The following is an 18,522-nucleotide window of genomic DNA, read 5'->3' as shown; positions in this document are numbered from 1 at the left end:
GCGTAAAAAAACCGGCAGAGCCGGTTCTTTTACGGGTGCGACGCGGGTCGCAAAGCGCCAGGGCTTACTTGACGTGCTTGCCGATCAGGCCAGCCAGTTCAAACATGGAGACCTGTGGCTTGCCGAACAGCTCCTTGAGCTTGGCGTCGGCGTTGATGTTGCGCTTGTTGGTGGCGTCCTGCAGGTTGTTGGCCTTGATGTAGACCCACAGCTTGCTGATGATCTCCGTGCGCGGCAGAGGAGCCGAGCCCACCACAGCGGCCAGCGCGGGGCTGGGCGTGAGCGCCTTCATGAAAGCGGCGTTAGGGGTCCGCTTCTTGGCGGGTGCAGCGGCCTTCTTGGCTGCTGGGGCTGTGGTTGCCGGAGCTTTTTTTGCAGTTGCCATGTTGGGTTGTCCTTGTTGGGAATAAATTTTTACCAGCGAAAACGACGCTTTCCCACTGGCAGGCTGATGCTAATGGGAAAAAAACGCGTTTCCAAGGGAGAAACGGCTTTTTTTGCCTCGATTTGTAGCGGTGGCGCCGCGCACCCCGCAGCAATAGGCCGCCAAGGCGCGCTAGGCTTGACAAAGACGCGGCAGAGGGCGGGTTTCAAGTGCGGTTCCCCGGGGGCATCTTCTGAGTGCGGCGTTGGGCACCGCATCTGGGGTGGCTGCTGCTGCAGCACAATCTTGCACAACAGATTTGCCGCTCAACGAACGCGGCTCGCCCGCAGGCGTGTGCCGCAGCGAGGGGGCGTTCAGTGTGGGGTTCGTGCTCGCCGCTGCCGTTGGGGCGGGTTTGATTGTTGGAACCGTTTGATTGACTGAAAGGATCTTGGAATGGCTGCAGCTTCGCCTCTTCCCCTCACGCCGTTTGCCACCTGCGACTTTTGTGACGTCCACAAGGGCGACACCAGCGGTGCGTTCCGCGTGCTGCCCCCGGTGTTCCAGAGCTTTGGGGGCGTTGCCGCGTTCGCGGGCCCCGTCACCACCGTCAAGTGCCACGAGGACAACACCCAAGTCAAGGCGGCTGTCGAGTCAGCAGGCGAGGGCCGGGTGCTGGTGGTGGATGGCGGCGGTTCTCTGCGCCGGGCCCTGGTGGGCGGCAACCTGGCGGCAGCCGCCGCCCGCAATGGCTGGGCCGGCATCGTGGTGGACGGCTGTGTGCGTGACGTGGCCGAGCTGAACGCGGAAGCCGTCGGCATCCGCGCGCTGGCGCTGATGCCGCTGCCCACCGAGCGGCGTGGCGAGGGGCAACGCGATGTGGCTGTGTCGATCCAGGGCGTGCCCGTGCGCCCCGGCGACTGGCTGTATGCCGATGCCGATGGCATCGTGGTCAGTGCGCAGCCCTTGCACGGCTGAGTCCGGCCTTCTCTGGTTCTGCCCGGTCTGTCCAGTCCCCGTGGCAGGATGGTGAAGACGGTTGCCGAAGGGCCCGTCAGTCGGCGCTGCCGCCCCGCCGCCCTACGCGCAGCGCCGCGCGCGAGGGCAGGGTGGCCAGCAACACGCTGGCCAGGGCAATGACAAAGGCGACCAGTTGCAGGCGCGTCAATACCTCGCCCAAAAACAGCACGCCCACCAGCGCAGCACTCACCGGCAGCATGACCGAGAACACGCCGCCTTGCGCAGCGGGCACGGCCTTGAGCCCGGTCATCCACAGCCACACCGTCCACATGCAGGCGGCCAGCGCATAAAACAGCAGCAATAGCCAGGTGCCCCATCCCACCGAGGCAAACGGGAAGTCCAGCGCCAGGTACAGGCCAAACGGTGTCGTCAGCACAAAGCCCCACAGGTTGATGAGCGAGGTGATGCGCTTGGGCCCCAGGCTGCCGGTAAGCTTCTTGCCGATCACCGTGTAGGCGGCCTCGCAAATCACTGCCCCCAGCAGCAGCATTTGGCCCCACAAGGCATGGTTTGCAGTGTTTTTGGCTCCAAGCGCAGGTTCCATATGCGCTGCGTGCTCTGGTTTTGATAGTGAGAACAGGGCAATGCCAATCACCGCACAGAGCACCGCCATCCAGGTGCGAGGCGCCACCCGTTCACCCAGAAATGCCCATCCCATCAATGCCACGGCTGCAGGAATGGCTGCCATGGTCACCCCTGCTGAGACAGCGTCGGTCAGGCTCACGCCATAGATCATGCAGATGGTGAATAGAAAGTTGCCCAGAAAGGACTCCAGGAACAGCAGCCGTTTGGTCTGCGGCGTCAGTGGCGGCTCGTTGGCGGGCTTTTTGAGCCAGTGCAGCATAGCGACGCCCCCGACGCCAAAGCGCATCCAGGCCAGCAAGAGCACGGGCAGCACGGCTGCCAGGGGTTTGGAGAGTGCCACATAACTGCCCACCAGCGACATGCTGAGAGCCAGGCACAAATAGGCGAAAGGGCGGCTGGGAGCGGGCGTATTCACTAGACTGGGGCGCTGTTCAATCAAAAAAGACTGCGCATCATGCCCGAGCCTTCTTTGCCTGCTGGCACCCCACGCCATGTGTTTGTATACGGCACCTTGCGCCGCGGTGGGTCGAATGACATCACGCGCTTGTTGCCTGCGCCACACTGGGTGGGTTTTGCGCAGGTGCCGGGAGTGTTGTTTCACCTGGGGGCTTATCCGGGCATGACGCTGCGTGGCGATCAGCCGGTGCATGGCGAGGTGTACGCCATCGAGCCTGCGCTGGAGGAGGTTCTGGATGCCATTGAAGGGTTGACCGGAGATCACCCCACCGACGAATACCTCAAGCGCGAGATCGTGGTGACAGTTGAGGGCCAACGGCTGTCTTGTCTGGTGTACGAGATCCATCCCCGATACACAGAGGGCGCACGCCGGATCGAACATGGCGACTGGCTCAGGGCAGTTGGCACTACGTCCGCTTGAATTATCACAATACGAAAGCTAAATTTCTTGATGTGGAATGCGATAGATGTTGCATTGCCGCAATTTTTCTCGATATGAGAAATCAATTTCTGTATTGAGAAATCACGTGGTTAAGTGGTTGTTTTGAAAGAAGAAAATTTATCTCTTCTATAAGACATAAGAGCTTGCGCAAGTCTTATAGAAGACTTAAAGTTGTCTTCAAGGGCGGCACACAGCAGCCCGGCGTTTTCAACCAACCCCTGGAGTGATCTCATGCCCCAATCCCTCAACGAACAACTGAGCCGCGAACAGCAAATTGCCGCCCTGGAAAAAGACTGGGCGACCAACCCCCGCTGGAAGGGTGTGAAGCGCGGTTACTCCGCTGCCGACGTGGTGCGTCTGCGTGGTTCGCTGCCCATCGAGCACACGCTGGCCAAGCGCGGCGCTGAAAAGCTCTGGGACAAGATCAACGGCGGTGCCAAGAAAGGCTACGTCAACGCTTTCGGCGCCATCTCTGCCGGTCAAGCCATGCAGCAGGCCAAGGCTGGCCTCGAAGCCGTGTACCTGTCGGGCTGGCAAGTCGCTGCTGACGGCAACACATCCGAAACCATGTACCCCGACCAGTCGCTGTATGCGTATGACTCGGTGCCCACCATGGTTCGCCGCATCAACAACACCTTCAAGCGCGCCGACGAAATCCAGTGGGGCCGTGGCATCAACCCCGGCGACAAGGAATTCATCGACTACTTCCTGCCCATCGTGGCGGACGCGGAAGCCGGTTTCGGCGGCGTGCTGAACGCCTTCGAACTCATGAAGAACATGATCCAATCGGGCGCTGCCGGCGTGCACTTCGAAGACCAACTCGCTGCCGTGAAGAAGTGCGGCCACATGGGTGGCAAGGTGCTGGTGCCTACGCAGGAAGCCTGCGAAAAGCTGATCTCCGCACGTTTTGCTGCTGACGTGATGGGCGTGTCCACCATCGTGCTGGCCCGCACCGACGCAGAAGCCGCCAACCTGATCACGTCCGACCACGACGCCAACGACAAGCCTTTCCTGACCGGCGAGCGCACGCAAGAAGGCTTCTACCGCGTGAAGAACGGCCTGGAACAAGCCATCAGCCGCGGCGTGGCCTACGCTCCCTATGCCGACTTGGTGTGGTGCGAAACCGGCGTGCCAGACATCGGCTTCGCCCGTGAATTTGCGCAAGCTGTGCACGCTGCCTGCCCTGGCAAGCTGCTGTCGTACAACTGCTCGCCTTCGTTCAACTGGAAGAAGAACCTCAACGACAAGCAGATCGCGTCGTTCCAGGAAGACCTGTCGGCTCTGGGCTACAAGTACCAGTTCATCACGCTGGCCGGTATCCACATCAACTGGTTCAACACCTTCCAGTTCGCCCATGCATACGCACAAGGCGAAGGCATGAAGCACTACACCGAAATGGTGCAAGAGCCAGAATTCGCAGCACGCGAAAAGGGCTACACCTTCGTGTCGCACCAGCAGGAAGTGGGCGCAGGCTACTTCGACGACGTGACCACGGTGATCCAGGGCGGCTCGTCCTCCGTGAAGGCCCTGACGGGTTCGACCGAAGAAGAGCAGTTCCACTGATCTGCGGGGCTCAGCGCCGCTTCGTTGTGGCGCCAAATGCACTCGAAAAAGCCCGAAGCAGATGCTTCGGGCTTTTTTTCTGGGTGCTAGGGTTAAAATCTGGCGAAATTCACTGCACAAGAGCGAGAAAGGCAATCTGGTTATGACACCGCGAACTACATCGGAGATGTTGACCGGCCGTTGAGGCTGGCTGTTCGCGCCTGCACGAGATTGCACACACCTCCAAAAAGCGCGGACCTGTTCCGCGCTTTTTTGTTTTACGGGCCTGGCGCGTGCCCGCACCCATTGCACTGATCACAGAGAAAGAGTTGCTCCCATGATTCACATCACGCTTCCCGACGGTTCACAGCGCGAGTTTCCGGGCCCCGTCACCGTGGCCGAGGTGGCCGCCTCCATTGGCGCCGGTCTGGCCAAAGCCGCCCTGGCGGGCAAGATCGGTGACAAGGTGGTGGACACCAGCTACCAGATCACGGCTGACAGCGCGCTGTCCATCGTGACGGCCAAGGATGCGGATGGCCTGGAGGTGATTCGTCACTCCACCGCTCACTTGCTGGCCTACGCGGTCAAGGAACTGTTCCCTGACGCGCAGGTCACCATCGGCCCGGTGATCGAAAACGGCTTTTATTACGACTTTGCCTACAAGCGCCCCTTCACGCCTGAAGACCTGGTAGCGATTGAAAAGCGCATGGCCGAACTGGCATCCAAGGACGAGCCCGTGGTGCGCCGCGTGCTGCCGCGTGACGAGGCCGTGGCGTATTTCAAGGGCCTGGGTGAGCACTACAAGGCCGAAATCATTGCCAGCATTCCCAGCAACGAAGATGTGAGCCTGTACCGTGAAGGCAATTTCGAAGATCTGTGCCGCGGCCCCCACGTGCCCAGCACCGGCAAGCTCAAGTTCTTCAAGCTCATGAAGGTTGCGGGCGCCTACTGGCGTGGCGATCATCGTAACGAGATGCTGCAGCGGGTCTATGGCACGGCCTGGGCTACCAAGGATGAGCTGCAGCAGTATTTGACGATGCTGGAGGAGGCAGAAAAGCGCGACCACCGTAAACTCGGCCGCGAGTTGGATCTGTTCCACATCGACGAACACTCGCCTGGCACAGTGTTCTGGCACCCCAAGGGCTGGACGGTGTGGCAGGAGGTGGAGCAGTACATGCGCCGCGTGTACCGCGACAACGGCTACCAGGAGGTCAAGGGGCCGCAGATCCTGGACCAGGGCCTGTGGGAGAAAACCGGGCACTGGGACAAATACCGCGAGAACATGTTTGTCACGGAGTCGGAAAAGCGCGACTACGCGCTCAAGCCGATGAACTGCCCTGGGCACATCATCATTTTCAAGCAAGGTATCAAGAGCTACCGCGACCTGCCTTTGCGGTTCGGCGAGTTCGGCCAATGCCACCGCAATGAGCCGACCGGGGGGCTGCACGGCATCATGCGCGTGCGTGCTTTCACACAGGACGACGGCCACATCTTCTGTACCGAAGACCAGATCCAGTCCGAAGTCGTGGCGTTCACCACGTTGCTGCAGAAGGTTTACAAGGACTTCGGGTTCACGGACATCATCTACAAGCTGTCCACACGGCCTGAGAAGCGAATCGGTAGTGAGGAAAGCTGGGACCGCGCCGAGAACGCCTTGGCTGAGGGTCTAAGGGCATCCGGTTGCGAATTTGAATACCTGCCCGGAGAGGGCGCCTTTTACGGTCCCAAGATCGAGTACACGCTCAAGGACGCGCTGGGGCGCCCCTGGCAGTGCGGCACGATTCAGGTGGATCCGAATATGCCCGAGCGCCTAGACGCAGAGTTTGTGGGCGAAGATGGCGCCCGCCATCGGCCCATCATGCTGCATCGCGCCATCGTTGGTAGCTTGGAGCGCTTCATTGGCATTCTGATCGAGCAGCACGCGGGGGCCTTGCCTACATGGCTCGCTCCCGTGCAGGTTTCGGTGCTGAACATCACTGACGCTCAGTCCGATTACTGTCGTGAAATCGCAGCAAAACTGCAAAAAGCGCTGCCCAATCAAGGCCTTAGGGTGGCCCTGGATCTGCGCAATGAGAAGATTACGTATAAAATACGGGAGCATTCGATGCAAAAGCTGCCTTACATCCTCGTCGCAGGCGACAAGGAAAAGGCAGCCGGCGCCGTCGCAGTGCGAGCCCGGGGTAATCGTGATCTCGGCGTGATGTCGGTGGATGCGTTCATTGAATTGATCGCTAACGACATCGCCACCAAAGCCTGATTTTGAACACAAAACTGCTTTGCCGCTCGCGGACTGTGCGGAAGTAGCTACTTTATTTGTAGCATTTTGATTCAAGGAAGATAGCCATCGCTACTGAATTTCGTGATCGTCGCCACCGGGAAGAGCGCAAGCACCGCCTGAACCGTGAAATCATGGCCCCGGAAGTCCGCCTTTCCGGGCCAGACAACGAGCCTTTGGGTGTTGTCAGCCTCATGGAGGCCTTGCGCATGGCCGGTGAGCTGGACGTGGATCTGGTGGAAATCGCCGCTACGGCGAATCCACCGGTGTGCCGCCTCATGGACTACGGCAAGTTCAAGTACCAAGAGCAAAAGCGTGCGGCAGAAGCCAAAGCCAAGCAGACGGTCATTGAGATCAAGGAAGTCAAGTTCCGCCCCGGAACGGACGATGGCGACTACAACATCAAGATGCGCAACATTCGCCGCTTTTTGGCGGATGGCGACAAGTGCAAGATCACGCTGCGGTTCCGCGGGCGTGAAATCACGCACCAGGAACTCGGCTTGGCTTTGCTGAACCGGATTCGTGACGAGTTGGCTGACAGCATCATCATTGAGCAGTTTCCTAAGTTGGAAGGCCGCCAGATGATCATGATGATTGCTCCGGGCAAGAAGAAGCCCGCGGCCAAGCCAGCGTCTGAAGGAGCGGCCCCTGCAACGGGTGCGGCGGCGTAGGTTTGCCAATCAGTGTCAGATTTTGAGCGCCACGCCCGAAGGGGCGGGGTGTTTGAAAAGGTGGGGCTTTCGAGCACTGCCGACCGGAAGGTGAAAGCCTTTCGACAAAAGTGGCTCGGGGCCAACAAGTTTGCAGATCGGTTTGCAAACGCCTCACGAGCACAACGAAAAAGGAGCATTCACATGCCCAAAATGAAGACCAAGAGCAGCGCGAAAAAACGTTTCCGCGTTCGTCCAGGTGGTACCGTCAAGCGCGGTCAAGCCTTCAAACGTCACATCTTGACCAAGAAGACCACCAAGAACAAGCGCCATCTGCGTGGTGCGGTTGCTGTGCACGAGACCAATATGGGCTCGATTTCACAGATGCTGCCCGGCATGGGCGTTTAATTTACTGACGAACAAGGAGTACATACATGCCTCGCGTCAAACGTGGTGTAACGGCCCGTGCCCGTCACAAGAAAGTTCTCGCCCTTGCCAAGGGTTTCCGTGGTCGCCGCGGTAACGTCTTCCGTATCGCCAAACAGGCGGTAATGAAGGCTGGGCAATATGCCTACCGTGACCGCCGCACCAAGAAGCGCGTGTTCCGCCAGTTGTGGATCGCCCGTATCAACGCCGCTGCCCGTGAACTGGGCCTGACCTATAGCCAGTTCGCCAACGGCCTGAAGAAGGCATCCATCGAGATCGACCGCAAGATGCTGGCCGACCTCGCAGTGCACGACAAGGCTGCCTTTGGCAGCATCGTGGAGCAAGTCAAGGCCAAGCTGGCTGCTTGAGTTCACGATGAGCGGCTATCGTTCTGATAGCTGCTTGCGCAATAACAGCAAGGGCTAGGGCTTGAAAAGGCACTAGCCCTTGTTCATTTTCAAGAGTCGATATGAACGAGTTGGATTCCCTGGTCGAGAGCGCGACGCAACTGTTTGCCCAAAGCGCAACCCCTGCTGACCTTGAAAACGCCAAGGCGCAGTTTCTGGGCAAGTCAGGTCGCGTGACCGAGCTCATGAAGGGCATGGCGCAGCTGTCCGTCGAGGAAAAGAAATCCCGCGGCGCAGCCATCAACGTTGCCAAGCAGGCCATCGAGGCTGCACTGACCGCTCGCCGCCAAGCTTTGGCCGATGCCGAACTTCAATTGCAGCTCAAGGCCGAAGCACTGGACGTGAGCCTGCCAGGCCGCCAGCGTGGGCAGGGTGGCTTGCACCCGGTGTCGCTCACGCTTGAACGCATCCAGGGCATCTTCGGTTCCATGGGTTTTGACGTCGCCGAAGGCCCTGAGATCGAGACCGACTGGTTCAACTTCACTGCACTGAATACGCCGGAAGACCATCCTGCGCGGTCCATGCATGACACGTTCTATGTGGAGGGCGGCACTGCCACCGCTCCCAACCTGCTGCGCACACACACCAGCCCCATGCAGATCCGCCATGCAGTCCAGCATGTCAAAAAGCACCGGGCTGCGCTCGATGCCGGTCAGGCGATGCCCGAGATCCGCGTCATTGCCCCCGGCCGTACCTACCGCGTGGACAGCGACGCTACGCACTCGCCCATGTTTCACCAGTGCGAAGGTCTCTGGATTGGTGAGAACGTGAGTTTCAAGGACCTGAAAGTCATCTTCACGGATTTCTGCCGCACGTTCTTCGAGAGCGACGATCTCGTGTTGCGCTTCCGTCCCAGTTTCTTCCCGTTCACAGAGCCCAGCGCCGAGATCGATATCCAGTTCCAGACGGGCCCGCTGGCAGGCCGTTGGCTCGAAGTGGCGGGCTCGGGCCAGGTGCACCCCAACGTGGTGCGCAATATGGGTCTTGACCCTGAGAAGTACATCGGCTTTGCATTCGGCATGGGACCCGACCGCCTGACCATGCTGCGCTATGGCGTCAATGACCTGCGCTTGTTCTTTGACGGCGACATCCGCTTCCTGTCGCAGTTCCAGTAAAGCCCGCCGACTTCGCGCCGTGCGCGTGCCCTGTGGCCGTGCTGCGCACCTTCCGTACAAGAGTGTCCGACTATGCAATTTCCTGAATCCTGGTTGCGTGAGTTCTGCAACCCCCCTTTGACGACGGCCGAGCTGGCCGAAACGCTGACGATGGCCGGCCTCGAGGTGGAGGAGCTGCGCCCCGTGGCCCCGCCTTTCACCAAGATCGTGGTGGGTGAGATCAAGGAGGCGGTACAGCACCCAGACGCCGACCGCCTGCGTGTGTGCCAGGTGGACGTGGGGCAGGGCGCCCTGCTGAACATCGTTTGTGGTGCGCCGAATGCCCGCGTGGGTATCAAGGTGCCTTGCGCACTGGTGGGTGCCGAGCTCCCGCCGGGTGACGATGGCAAACCTTTCCTCATCAAGGTGGGCAAACTGCGCGGCGTGGAAAGCCAAGGCATGTTGTGCTCCGCCCGTGAGCTCAAACTGTCAGAGGACCATGGAGGCCTGCTCGAGCTCGATGCCTCTGCACCCGTGGGCCAGGACATCCGCGAACACCTGAACCTGGACGACACGCTGTTCACGCTCAAGCTCACGCCCAACCTTGCGCATTGCCTGAGCGTCTATGGCATCGCGCGAGAAGTGTCCGCATTGACGGGTACGCCGCTGAAAAATACATCGTTCCCTGCCGTGGCCGCAAAGCTGACGGACAAACTGCCCGTCAAAGTGAGCGCGCCTGACCTGTGTGGCCGTTTCTCCGGCCGTATCGTGCGCAACGTGAATACGCGGGCTGCCACGCCTCAGTGGATGCTCGATCGCCTGGCACGCTGCGGCCAGCGTGGTGTGTCGCCGCTGGTAGACATTTCCAACTATGTGATGTTTGAGTTGGGACGTCCTTCGCACATTTTTGACCTGGACAAGATCCATGGTGGCCTGGACGTGCGCTGGGGAAAGCCGGGTGAGCAGCTGAAGCTGCTCAATGGCAACACCATCACGGTGGATGACAAGGTGGGCGTGATCGCCGATGACAGCCAGGTGGAATCGCTGGCGGGCATCATGGGCGGAGACGCCACGGCGGTGTCTGATGACACCCGGAACATCTATATCGAGGCGGCTTTCTGGTGGCCCAAGGCGGTGGCAGGCCGTTCGCGCCGCTTCAACTTCTCGACGGATGCCGGCCATCGTTTTGAGCGCGGCGTGGATCCGAGCCTGACGGTGGAGCACATCGAGCGCATTACCCAACTCGTCATCGATATCTGCGGTACGGCCGATACGGCATGCGGCCCTATGGACGACCAAGTGGTGAACTTGCCAGTGCCACAGCCTGTCACGCTGCGCGTGGCGCGTGCTGCCAAGGTCATCGGCATGCCGCTGACGCAGGTGCAATGCGCCGACGCGCTGACCCGCCTGGGCCTGCCGGTGGTGCAGGGCGGAGGTGCGCTCACGGTCACGCCGCCGTCGTTCCGTTTCGATATCACCATCGAGGAAGACCTGATCGAAGAAGTGGCCCGCATGGTGGGCTACAACAACCTTCCGACCACTCCACCGCTGGCACCCATTACGCCCAAGCTGGCGCTCGAGGCCACGCGCAGCCCGTTTGCGGTGCGCCGTTCGCTGGCAGCCCTGGGGTATCAGGAAACGATCAATTTCAGCTTTGTGGAAGAGCGTTGGGAGCACGAGTTGGCCGCCAACCCGCAACCCATCAAGCTGCTCAATCCGATCGCAAGTCAGATGAGCGTGATGCGCTCGACTTTATTGGGTTCTCTGCTACAAGTTTTGAAGTTCAACCTGGACCGCAAGGCCGAGCGGGTGCGCGTCTTCGAACTGGGCCGTGTGTTCCTGCGCGACGGCGGCGTGCGCAACACCGACACCACGGTCGAAGGCTTTCACCAGCCCATGCGCGTGTCGGGACTGGCGTATGGTCCGAACGACATGCTGCAGTGGGGGCGCAAGGATCAGGCCATCGACTTCTTTGATGTGAAGGGGGACGTGGAAGCGCTTCTGGCCCCCCTGCGCGCAACGTTCGAGCCCGGCACCCACCCTGCCATGCACCCTGGCCGTTGCGCCCGCGTGCTGGTCGATGGGCGTGCTATTGGCTTCGTGGGCGAATTGCACCCCCAGTGGCGCCAGTCGTGGGACCTGCCTCAGGCGCCTGTGATGTTCGAACTGGAGCTTGACGCCGTGCTGCAGCGTGTGGTGCCTCAGTTCAAGCCGGTGACCAAACACCAGGCTGTCGAGCGCGATTTGGCCGTGGTGGTGGCAGAGCGCGTGACGCACGCCGACATCATGGGTGCGGTAGAGCAGGCCGTTCCGGGTGGCATGCTCCGCTCTGCCGTGCTGTTTGACGTGTATCGGCCCAAGGCGCTGCGGGCGGGCGAAGAGGCGCCTGCGGGTGGCTTGGCCCCCGGCGAGAAGAGCCTGGCCGTGCGCCTCACTCTGGGGCGCGATGAAGCCACGCTTACTGAGGCAGAAATCGACGCAGCGATGCAATCCGTGATCACTCAGTTGACGCAGCGCACGGGCGCCCGTCTGCGGGTGTGATGATGTCCAAGGGGAGTGACGAGCCATGATCGAATTCGCAGTTGAAAGCCTGGAAACACCGGCACTGACCAAGGCGCAGTTGGCGGATCTGTTGTTCGATCAGATCGGCTTGAACAAGCGCGAGTCCAAGGACATGATCGATGCCTTCTTCGACTTGATTGCCCAAAGCCTTGTCGAAGGCAAGGACGTGAAGCTTTCGGGGTTTGGTAACTTTCAGATCCGGACCAAGGCTCCCCGTCCCGGGCGCAATCCCCGCACGGGCGAGGCCATACCCATCAAGGCGCGTCGCGTGGTGACTTTCCATGCCAGCAGCAAGCTCAAGGAGCAGATTCAGACGGCCGCTGTTGCGTGAGTTTGTGCTGTTTTTGTTGCCAAGATGTTCTTGGTGGCTGGCGGTACAGGCTGGTCTGCAGTACGCTTGAAAGCTTTCCCGTTTGAACACGCATCTCATGGGCACCACCCTCCCTTCCATTCCCGCCAAGCGATACTTCACGATTGGTGAGGTTGCGGAGCTGTGCGGCGTCAAACCGCATGTTTTGCGTTACTGGGAGCAGGAGTTCACGCAGCTGCGGCCCATGAAGCGGCGTGGCAACCGGCGTTATTACCAGCACCATGAGGTGCTGATGATTCGCCGCATCCGTGATCTGCTGTACGACCAGGGCTTCACCATCAGTGGAGCGCGCAATCGCCTGCAAGAGCTTGCACATGCTGCGCGAGAAGTTGTTGGGTCGGACGAGGCTTCTCTGTCGCAGGACGCAGAGCCACCCAGCATGCTGGTGGACAGCGCGCGCGACCTTTCCATCGTTGCTGCGGGCTTCTCCCTGGACTCCAACGCAGTGCGCCAAGAATTATTTGAAATTCGTGCGCTACTTTCTCTGAACTGAGCTTTTTTCTGCATATAATCTAAGTCTTGTCGGCGTGTAGCGCAGCCTGGTAGCGCACTTGCATGGGGTGCAAGGGGTCGCGAGTTCGAATCCCGCCACGCCGACCATTGATAGCAAAAGCCCAGAGCCGAAAGGTTCTGGGCTTTTTTGCTTTTCTCCTCCCTGGTTTTAGCGGCGGCAGCGTTGCGGTTCGGTGGTGGCGCATCGCTCCATGCACATGCTGTACTTGCGTGCCGTGCGTGCGGCGACGTCAGGCACCCTTGCCGGTGACATCGGCAGTGCAGTGATGGCCGCGGCCTGGGAGGGGCGCAACAACGCGCCCACGATGGGCATGGAGACCTTCATGATTGATGGCTTGGTAGCCGGACGGCTTTACGGTGAGGCGGAGCGCCGCACGGACAAAGCGGGCAAGGCCTACACCTTGGCGAAGGTGAGAGCCAGCACGGCGGAGGGCGAAGTGCTTTTCATCAACGTCATCGCCTTTGACGAGGGTCTCTGCGCGTCACTTCACCAGTTGCGCGACGGTGATTCAGTGGCGCTTTCTGGCAGCTTGAATCCTCGTGTCTGGACGGACAAACAAGGCAACGCGAGGCCCGCGCTGGATATGGTGGCACACCGGTTGATCAGCCTGCCGGTCTCTGGCATCGAGCAGTAGGCATAAGCGGCGCAAGCTGTGTCATGGGATGACACGCGGAGCGGGGAGAGCCCACAAGCGCACCCGGACCGGGCGCTGTACCTAGCCTGTCTTGCGAGGGTTGCCTTTGGGAGTGGGCGCAAATCCCAATGCCTTGAGCTCATCCTCGCTCATGTGTAGTTCTGTCAATTCGGGCTGGCGCGCCTCGATGGCTCGGCGCCGCTCGAAATTGGTGGGGGGGCCTTTTTCTTCCTGGCGGCGATCCTTGCCGGTGCGGCGGTCCATGCTGCCTCTGCGTTCGACACTCATGATGGTGCTGGTAGTGGAGGTGTGAGACTTTGGTGTGCGGCCTGTCGCCAGTTGACCAGGCAACCTGTGGTGGCAAGCTGAAGCGCACAGTCTGCATCAGTTGCCAATGTTTGCAAACACCTAAGCTGCCATCTGGCGGATGCAACGCACGCGCGACACCATTGTTGACAACGGCGGTGGCCGCACCAAGTGGCGGCGCTTCCAGTTGGCAACGCTGTATCGCATGTTCCGGCAGTGGGTTGATCTGCGCCACCCACTGGTCGCACCGCCAGTTCTTGTTGTCCGGCGGTGGGCTGGGTTGTTGCTGCGGAGCGGCCAATAAAAAAGCCCTGACTCTTGCGAATCAGGGCTTTTCATTTGGTGCCGGAGAGATGAATCGAACACCCGACCTTCTCATTACGAATGAGCTGCTCTACCGACTGAGCTACACCGGCTTAGCCTTGGATTATAGCGTGGAATGGTAGCTGGTCACGCGTTCCACCTCATTTTTTGAGCCGAGGATCACGCTGACGCGCTCATGGAGCTGCGTGGGCTGGATGTCGAGGATGCGTTGCTTGCCATTGGTGGCAGCGCCACCGGCTTGTTCTACCAGCCAGCCCATGGGGTTGGCCTCGTACATCAGGCGCAGCTTGCCGGGCTTGTTGGGCTCGCGTTTGTCCCACGGGTACATGAAGACGCCACCACGGGTCAGGATGCGGTGCACGTCGGCCACCATGCTGGCGATCCAGCGCATGTTGAAGTCCTTACCACGCGGGCCTTCCTTGCCCTGCAGGCATTCCTCGATGTAGCGCTTCACGGGCTCGTCCCAGTGGCGCATGTTGCTCATGTTGATCGCGAATTCCTTGGTGTCCTCGGGGATGCGCACGTTCTCCTCGGTTAGCACGAAGGAGCCCTGTTCGCGGTCGAGGGTGAACATGGCTACGCCATCGCCCACGGTGAGCACCAGGGTGGTCTGCGGGCCGTAGATGCAGTAGCCAGCGGCCACTTGCTGGGTGCCGGGCTGCAGGAAGTCGCCTTCCTCCACGCCGCGATCACCATCGGGCTTTTTCAGCACGCTGAAGATGGTGCCGATGCTCACGTTCACGTCGATGTTGCTGGAGCCGTCGAGGGGATCGAACAGCAGCAGGTATTCACCTTGCGGGTAGCGGTTGGGCACCAGGTAGATGCCATCCATTTCTTCAGACGCCATGGCCGCTAGGTGGCCGCCCCATTCGTTGGCCTCGATCAGCACCTCGTTGGCGATGATGTCGAGTTTTTTCTGGATCTCGCCCTGCACGTTTTCGCTGCTGGCCGTGCCCAGCACGCCGCCCAGTGCACCTTTGTTCACCGCGTGGCTGATGCTTTTGCAGGCGCGGGCCACCACTTCCAGCAGCAGGCGCAATTGCGAGGGAATGAGTCCGTCCACCCGTTGTTGTTCAACAAGGTAGCGGGTCAGGCTGATGCTTTTTGCCATGTCAGTCTCTTCTCGGTCGTGGTTTATTCGGCGAGTGCGCGGGTCACTACCTCGCGCACGTCGTTGGACAGATCAGGCTTGGCGGCCACGCGAGCAATGGCCTCGCGCGCGGCGCTGCGCCAGGGGTCCGCCAGCTTCTTCCAGCGGTCGAGCGCGCGCGCGAGGCGGGCCGCAACCTGCGGGTTGATGGCGTCCAGCTCGATCACGCGGTCGCTCCAGAACACGTAGCCCGCAGCGTCCGACCGGTGGAACGCACCGGGGTTGGCGCTGCAGTAGCTGAAGATCACGCTGCGTGCGCGGTTCGGGTTCTTGAGGCTGAAGTCCGGGTGCGACATGAGCTGGCGCACGGCGGGCAACACGTTGCCGCCACGGTCCGGGGCGCCGGCTTGCAATGCAAACCACTTGTCGATGACCAGGGGCTCGTCCTTGAACAGCGCATGGAAGCGGGCGAGGGCGGGTGCGGCCAGTTCGCTGCCGCTCGCCACCAGTGCCGTGAGGGCATTGAACCGGTCGGTCATGTTGCCCGCGACCTTGAAGCGCTGGTACGCCTTGCCAGGCCAGACCACATCGCCTGTCTTTTGCGCGGCAATGCACAGCATGTGCAGCGCAAGGCCACTGAGTGCGCGGCGGCCGGAGGAGACGGGGTCGGGGCGGTAGCCGCCGGTGTCCTGGTTCTGTTCCCAGACGGTTTCCCAGTCGGCCTGCAGCGTCAGAGCCAGCTCTTCGCGCATGGCTTCACGCACTGCGTGGATGCGCTGCGGGTCCACCACATCCAGTTGCTCGGCGATGTACGTCTCGGAGGGCAGCGTGAGCACCAGCTCCTTGAACGCAGCGTCCAGGGCCGGGTTGCGCAGCACGCTGCGCATCGCCTCTACAAACGCTGTCGACAGGATGGTTTGCTCAAATCGGCCGGTAGCGCCGGTTGTATATGCTTCATTAGCTATTGTATTAATAGCAATTCGCAATGCCAGGCGCTGTCCAGCTTCCCAGCGGTTGAAAGCGTCGGCGTCGTGCGCCAGCAGCGTGAGCAACTGCGCGTCGGTGTAGTCGATGTCCAGCACCACGGGAGCACTGAACCCGCGCAGCAGCGATGGCACAGGCTCGCTGTCCAGGTTGGTGAAGGTGAGGGTCTGCGATGCCTCGGTGAGCACGACCACGCGCGAGGTGGTGTGGGCTGCGCCTTCTGCAGCGCCTTCACCTGCGAGGTGCAAGGGCAGGGCGGCACCGGTGGTGGCATCGATCAGGCCCAACTCGACCGGGATGACGAAGGGCAACTTCTCGCTTTGGCCGGGCGTAGGGGCGCAGCTTTGCGACAGCGTGAGTGCATAGCAGCGCGTGGCAGCGTCGTAGCGGCCCGTGGCGCGCACGCGGGGCGTGCCGGCCTGGCTGTACCAGCGCTTGAACTGCCCAAGGTGCTGCGTGAGCGGGCTGCCCGGGTTGGCATCGGCTATTGATCGCACAAAATCGTCGCAGGTCACGGCCTGGCCGTCGTGGCGCTCGAAGTACAGCTTCATGCCCTTGGCAAAGCCTTCGCGGCCCACCAGGTTGTGCTGCATGCGCACCACTTCCGCACCCTTTTCGTAGATGGTGACGGTGTAGAAGTTGTTGATCTCGACGTAACTGTCGGGCCGCACCGGGTGGGCCATGGGGCCCGCGTCTTCGGGGAACTGGGCGGTGCGCAGCACGCGCACGTCCTCGATGCGCTTGACGGCGCGGGCGGAGGGGCTGCCCGCGAGGTCCATGCTGAATTCCTGGTCGCGGAAGACCGTGAGGCCTTCCTTCAGGCTGAGCTGGAACCAGTCGCGGCAGGTCACGCGGTTGCCCGTCCAGTTGTGGAAGTACTCGTGGCCGACCACGCTTTCGATGTTGGCAAAGTCGGTGTCGGTGGCCGTGGATTCACTGGCCAGAACGTACTTCGTGTTGAAGATGTTCAGGCCCTTGTTCTCCATGGCGCCCATGTTGAAGTCGCTGGTGGCGACGATCATGAAGCGCTCCAGGTCCAGCGGCAGGCCGAAGCGGGCTTCGTCCCAGGCCACGCTGTACATCAGCGAGTTCATGGCGTGTTCGGTCTTGCCCAGATCGCCGGGGCGCACGTAGACCTGCAGCAGGTGGTCGGTGCCCGAGCGGCTCTTGATCTTCTGCTCGCGGGCCACCAGCTTGCCTGCGACCAATGCGAAGAGGTAGCAGGGCTTCTTGTGCGGGTCCACCCACTTGGCAAAGTGGCGGCCGTCTTCCAGGTCGCCGCTGTCCACCAGGTTGCCGTTGGAGAGCAGCACCGGGTACTGGGCCTTGTCGGCGCGCAGCGTGACGGCGTAGCTGGCCATCACATCGGGGCGGTCCAGGAAGTAGGTGATGCGGCGAAAGCCCTCGGCCTCACACTGCGTGAAGAAGGTGCCCTGGCTCACGTACAGGCCCATGAGCTGCGTGTTCTTGGCGGGGCAGCAGGTGGTGAAGATTTCGAGCGCAAAGGGCTCGGAGCCTTCAGGCAGGTTCTCCAGCACCAGGCGGGTGCCTTCCATCTTGAACGAGGTGCCTTGGCCGTTGACCAGCACACGTGCCAGGTTCAGGTCATCGCCATCGAGCTTGAGCGGCTGTGCCGCCACGTCGGGGTTGCGGCGCAGCGTCATGCGGTTGAGCACGCGTGTCTTGTTCGGGTCCAGGTCGAAGGTCAGCTCGACGCTGTCGATCCAGTAGGCGGGGGCGGTGTAGTCCTCGCGGCGGATGGCGATGGCCGGGGCCGCGCCGTCTCCGCTTCCGTCGGCTTTATGCAGTTGCAACATGGATGCTCTCCAGAAAGTCGGTGTTCATGAGTTCGGTGTAGTCGCGCACGGCGGCCAGCACATGGGGTCCGGCCAGTTGTTCGGGCGTGTGGGTGCTGCAGATGGCCACGGCACGCATGCCCGCGCGGCGCGCTGCCTCGATGCCGAAAGGCGCGTCTTCAAAGACGATGCAATGCTCGGGCGCTGCCGCGATGCGGCGTGCCGCCTCCAGGAAGATCGCGGGCTGGGGCTTGCCGGGCAGGCCCTCATCGCCACGCACGATGGCCTGGGGCGCGGGTTCCAGGCCCAGGTGGCCCAGGGCGAATTCCACGTTGCCGATGTCACCCGCGGTGCCCACCGCCACCTTGATGCCGCGCGCGCGCACCTGGGCCGCAAACTGGCGAAAGCCCGCCACTTCGGAGAAACGCGGGGCGAACAGCTCGCGGTAGATGGTTTCTTTTTCGTGCGTGAGCGCGTCGGCCTCGTCCTGCGACACGGGGCGTCCTAACAGTTCCACGATGCACTCGGTGCCATTGCGGCCCGTGGTGCGGGCCATGAGGTCGGGCACGTCGATGTCCATGCCCCGGCGGCGTGCGAACTCGACCCACGCCTGGGCGTGCCAGGGCATGGAGTCGATCATGGTGCCGTCCATGTCGAAGATGATGGCGTCGGTGCGCATCC

18 protein-coding genes and 2 tRNA genes are annotated in these 18,522 nt (G+C 61.3%); 13 read left to right on the top strand and 7 right to left on the bottom strand.

Annotated elements, in window-relative coordinates; translation table 11 throughout:
• Nucleotides 1-64: 64 nt before the first annotated feature.
• Complete coding sequence (locus ACTJKQ_RS11940; RefSeq protein ID WP_015014555.1) at nucleotides 65-385, bottom strand: SWIB/MDM2 domain-containing protein; 321 nt, start codon at nucleotides 383-385, stop codon at nucleotides 65-67.
• A gap of 435 nt (nucleotides 386-820) precedes the next feature.
• On the opposite strand from ACTJKQ_RS11940, the gene rraA reads away from it, so the two are divergent.
• Nucleotides 821-1,342 carry a ribonuclease E activity regulator RraA gene (gene rraA, locus ACTJKQ_RS11935; protein WP_056063808.1) on the top strand — a complete coding sequence of 174 codons (522 nt, stop codon included), beginning with the start codon at nucleotides 821-823 and terminating at the stop codon, nucleotides 1,340-1,342.
• 76 nt (nucleotides 1,343-1,418) lie between these two features.
• On the opposite strand, the gene ACTJKQ_RS11930 is transcribed toward rraA, so the two are convergent.
• On the bottom strand, nucleotides 1,419-2,384 hold the full coding sequence (locus tag ACTJKQ_RS11930) for a DMT family transporter (RefSeq protein ID WP_440596928.1): 966 nt from the start codon (nucleotides 2,382-2,384) through the stop codon (nucleotides 1,419-1,421).
• Nucleotides 2,385-2,423: 39 nt separating this feature from the next.
• On the opposite strand from ACTJKQ_RS11930, the gene ACTJKQ_RS11925 reads away from it, so the two are divergent.
• The 12 genes from ACTJKQ_RS11925 to ACTJKQ_RS11870 all read left to right on the top strand — a co-directional run bounded on the left by ACTJKQ_RS11925 (nucleotide 2,424) and on the right by ACTJKQ_RS11870 (nucleotide 13,341).
• Entirely contained in the window at nucleotides 2,424-2,846 is a 423-nt protein-coding gene (locus ACTJKQ_RS11925) for a gamma-glutamylcyclotransferase family protein (RefSeq protein ID WP_436075019.1), read from the top strand.
• 252 nt (nucleotides 2,847-3,098) lie between these two features.
• A complete protein-coding gene (aceA, locus tag ACTJKQ_RS11920; protein ID WP_055402695.1) occupies nucleotides 3,099-4,430 on the top strand; it encodes an isocitrate lyase in 1,332 nt (443 codons plus the stop codon).
• A gap of 316 nt (nucleotides 4,431-4,746) precedes the next feature.
• Nucleotides 4,747-6,666 (top strand): threonine--tRNA ligase, encoded by a 1,920-nt coding sequence (thrS, locus tag ACTJKQ_RS11915; RefSeq protein ID WP_395454163.1) that lies wholly within the window; start codon nucleotides 4,747-4,749, stop codon nucleotides 6,664-6,666.
• Between the two features lie 80 nt (nucleotides 6,667-6,746).
• Nucleotides 6,747-7,355 carry a translation initiation factor IF-3 gene (gene infC, locus ACTJKQ_RS11910; RefSeq protein ID WP_440597025.1) on the top strand — a complete coding sequence of 203 codons (609 nt, stop codon included), beginning with the start codon at nucleotides 6,747-6,749 and terminating at the stop codon, nucleotides 7,353-7,355.
• Nucleotides 7,356-7,538: 183 nt separating this feature from the next.
• On the top strand, nucleotides 7,539-7,742 hold the full coding sequence (rpmI, locus tag ACTJKQ_RS11905) for a 50S ribosomal protein L35 (RefSeq protein ID WP_008904041.1): 204 nt from the start codon (nucleotides 7,539-7,541) through the stop codon (nucleotides 7,740-7,742).
• Between the two features lie 26 nt (nucleotides 7,743-7,768).
• Entirely contained in the window at nucleotides 7,769-8,128 is a 360-nt protein-coding gene (gene rplT, locus ACTJKQ_RS11900; protein ID WP_005795139.1) for a 50S ribosomal protein L20, read from the top strand.
• 101 nt (nucleotides 8,129-8,229) lie between these two features.
• Complete coding sequence (gene pheS, locus ACTJKQ_RS11895; RefSeq protein ID WP_056063795.1) at nucleotides 8,230-9,282, top strand: phenylalanine--tRNA ligase subunit alpha; 1,053 nt, start codon at nucleotides 8,230-8,232, stop codon at nucleotides 9,280-9,282.
• Nucleotides 9,283-9,354: 72 nt separating this feature from the next.
• Nucleotides 9,355-11,802 carry a phenylalanine--tRNA ligase subunit beta gene (pheT, locus tag ACTJKQ_RS11890; RefSeq protein ID WP_440596927.1) on the top strand — a complete coding sequence of 816 codons (2,448 nt, stop codon included), beginning with the start codon at nucleotides 9,355-9,357 and terminating at the stop codon, nucleotides 11,800-11,802.
• A 25-nt stretch (nucleotides 11,803-11,827) separates the two neighbouring features.
• The gene (locus ACTJKQ_RS11885; RefSeq protein ID WP_056063789.1) at nucleotides 11,828-12,154 is read left to right on the top strand and encodes an integration host factor subunit alpha; all 327 of its coding nucleotides are present in this window, start codon (nucleotides 11,828-11,830) and stop codon (nucleotides 12,152-12,154) included.
• 97 nt (nucleotides 12,155-12,251) lie between these two features.
• Nucleotides 12,252-12,686, top strand: a complete 435-nt coding sequence (locus ACTJKQ_RS11880) for a MerR family transcriptional regulator (RefSeq protein ID WP_099730505.1) — start codon at nucleotides 12,252-12,254, stop codon at nucleotides 12,684-12,686.
• A 30-nt stretch (nucleotides 12,687-12,716) separates the two neighbouring features.
• Nucleotides 12,717-12,793 (top strand) — tRNA-Pro (locus ACTJKQ_RS11875).
• 236 nt (nucleotides 12,794-13,029) lie between these two features.
• Nucleotides 13,030-13,341 carry a single-stranded DNA-binding protein gene (locus tag ACTJKQ_RS11870; RefSeq protein ID WP_056065085.1) on the top strand — a complete coding sequence of 104 codons (312 nt, stop codon included), beginning with the start codon at nucleotides 13,030-13,032 and terminating at the stop codon, nucleotides 13,339-13,341.
• Nucleotides 13,342-13,422: 81 nt separating this feature from the next.
• On the opposite strand, the gene ACTJKQ_RS11865 is transcribed toward ACTJKQ_RS11870, so the two are convergent.
• The 5 genes from ACTJKQ_RS11865 to ACTJKQ_RS11845 all read right to left on the bottom strand — a co-directional run bounded on the left by ACTJKQ_RS11865 (nucleotide 13,423) and on the right by ACTJKQ_RS11845 (nucleotide 18,520).
• On the bottom strand, nucleotides 13,423-13,605 hold the full coding sequence (locus tag ACTJKQ_RS11865) for a hypothetical protein (RefSeq protein ID WP_056063784.1): 183 nt from the start codon (nucleotides 13,603-13,605) through the stop codon (nucleotides 13,423-13,425).
• Between the two features lie 382 nt (nucleotides 13,606-13,987).
• Nucleotides 13,988-14,063 (bottom strand) — tRNA-Thr (locus ACTJKQ_RS11860).
• Nucleotides 14,064-14,074: 11 nt separating this feature from the next.
• Nucleotides 14,075-15,082 (bottom strand): class 1 fructose-bisphosphatase, encoded by a 1,008-nt coding sequence (locus tag ACTJKQ_RS11855; protein ID WP_436075023.1) that lies wholly within the window; start codon nucleotides 15,080-15,082, stop codon nucleotides 14,075-14,077.
• A 23-nt stretch (nucleotides 15,083-15,105) separates the two neighbouring features.
• A complete protein-coding gene (gene pepN / locus ACTJKQ_RS11850) occupies nucleotides 15,106-17,862 on the bottom strand; it encodes an aminopeptidase N (RefSeq protein ID WP_440596926.1) in 2,757 nt (918 codons plus the stop codon).
• Nucleotides 17,846-18,520, bottom strand: coding sequence for an HAD family hydrolase (locus ACTJKQ_RS11845; protein WP_440597024.1), 675 nt, complete (start codon nucleotides 18,518-18,520; stop codon nucleotides 17,846-17,848). The genes pepN and ACTJKQ_RS11845 overlap by 17 nt, the downstream gene beginning before the upstream one ends.
• Between the last annotated feature and the right edge of the window lie 2 nt (nucleotides 18,521-18,522).

Source organism: Acidovorax sp. 22279 (assembly GCF_052045435.1).
In the GTDB taxonomy this organism is placed as follows: Bacteria; Pseudomonadota; Gammaproteobacteria; order Burkholderiales; family Burkholderiaceae_C; genus Acidovorax; species Acidovorax delafieldii.
The sequence above is the reverse complement of the archived record's forward strand: the minus strand, read 5'-3'. Positions and strand labels throughout refer to the sequence as shown.

Bases quoted from the DNA above. Each gene is read 5' to 3' on its own strand.
- ACTJKQ_RS11940 (WP_015014555.1), bottom strand. From the start codon at position 385: ATGGCAACTGCAAAAAAAGCTCCGGCAACCACAGCCCCAGCAGCCAAG.
- rraA (WP_056063808.1), top strand. From the start codon at position 821: ATGGCTGCAGCTTCGCCTCTTCCCCTCACGCCGTTTGCCACCTGCGAC.
- ACTJKQ_RS11925 (WP_436075019.1), top strand. From the start codon at position 2,424: ATGCCCGAGCCTTCTTTGCCTGCTGGCACCCCACGCCATGTGTTTGTA.
- aceA (WP_055402695.1), top strand. From the start codon at position 3,099: ATGCCCCAATCCCTCAACGAACAACTGAGCCGCGAACAGCAAATTGCC.
- thrS (WP_395454163.1), top strand. From the start codon at position 4,747: ATGATTCACATCACGCTTCCCGACGGTTCACAGCGCGAGTTTCCGGGC.
- rpmI (WP_008904041.1), top strand. From the start codon at position 7,539: ATGCCCAAAATGAAGACCAAGAGCAGCGCGAAAAAACGTTTCCGCGTT.
- rplT (WP_005795139.1), top strand. From the start codon at position 7,769: ATGCCTCGCGTCAAACGTGGTGTAACGGCCCGTGCCCGTCACAAGAAA.
- pheS (WP_056063795.1), top strand. From the start codon at position 8,230: ATGAACGAGTTGGATTCCCTGGTCGAGAGCGCGACGCAACTGTTTGCC.
- pheT (WP_440596927.1), top strand. From the start codon at position 9,355: ATGCAATTTCCTGAATCCTGGTTGCGTGAGTTCTGCAACCCCCCTTTG.
- ACTJKQ_RS11885 (WP_056063789.1), top strand. From the start codon at position 11,828: ATGATCGAATTCGCAGTTGAAAGCCTGGAAACACCGGCACTGACCAAG.
- ACTJKQ_RS11880 (WP_099730505.1), top strand. From the start codon at position 12,252: ATGGGCACCACCCTCCCTTCCATTCCCGCCAAGCGATACTTCACGATT.
- ACTJKQ_RS11870 (WP_056065085.1), top strand. From the start codon at position 13,030: ATGATTGATGGCTTGGTAGCCGGACGGCTTTACGGTGAGGCGGAGCGC.
- ACTJKQ_RS11865 (WP_056063784.1), bottom strand. From the start codon at position 13,605: ATGGACCGCCGCACCGGCAAGGATCGCCGCCAGGAAGAAAAAGGCCCC.
- ACTJKQ_RS11855 (WP_436075023.1), bottom strand. From the start codon at position 15,082: ATGGCAAAAAGCATCAGCCTGACCCGCTACCTTGTTGAACAACAACGG.
- pepN (WP_440596926.1), bottom strand. From the start codon at position 17,862: ATGTTGCAACTGCATAAAGCCGACGGAAGCGGAGACGGCGCGGCCCCG.
- ACTJKQ_RS11845 (WP_440597024.1), bottom strand. From the start codon at position 18,520: ATGCGCACCGACGCCATCATCTTCGACATGGACGGCACCATGATCGAC.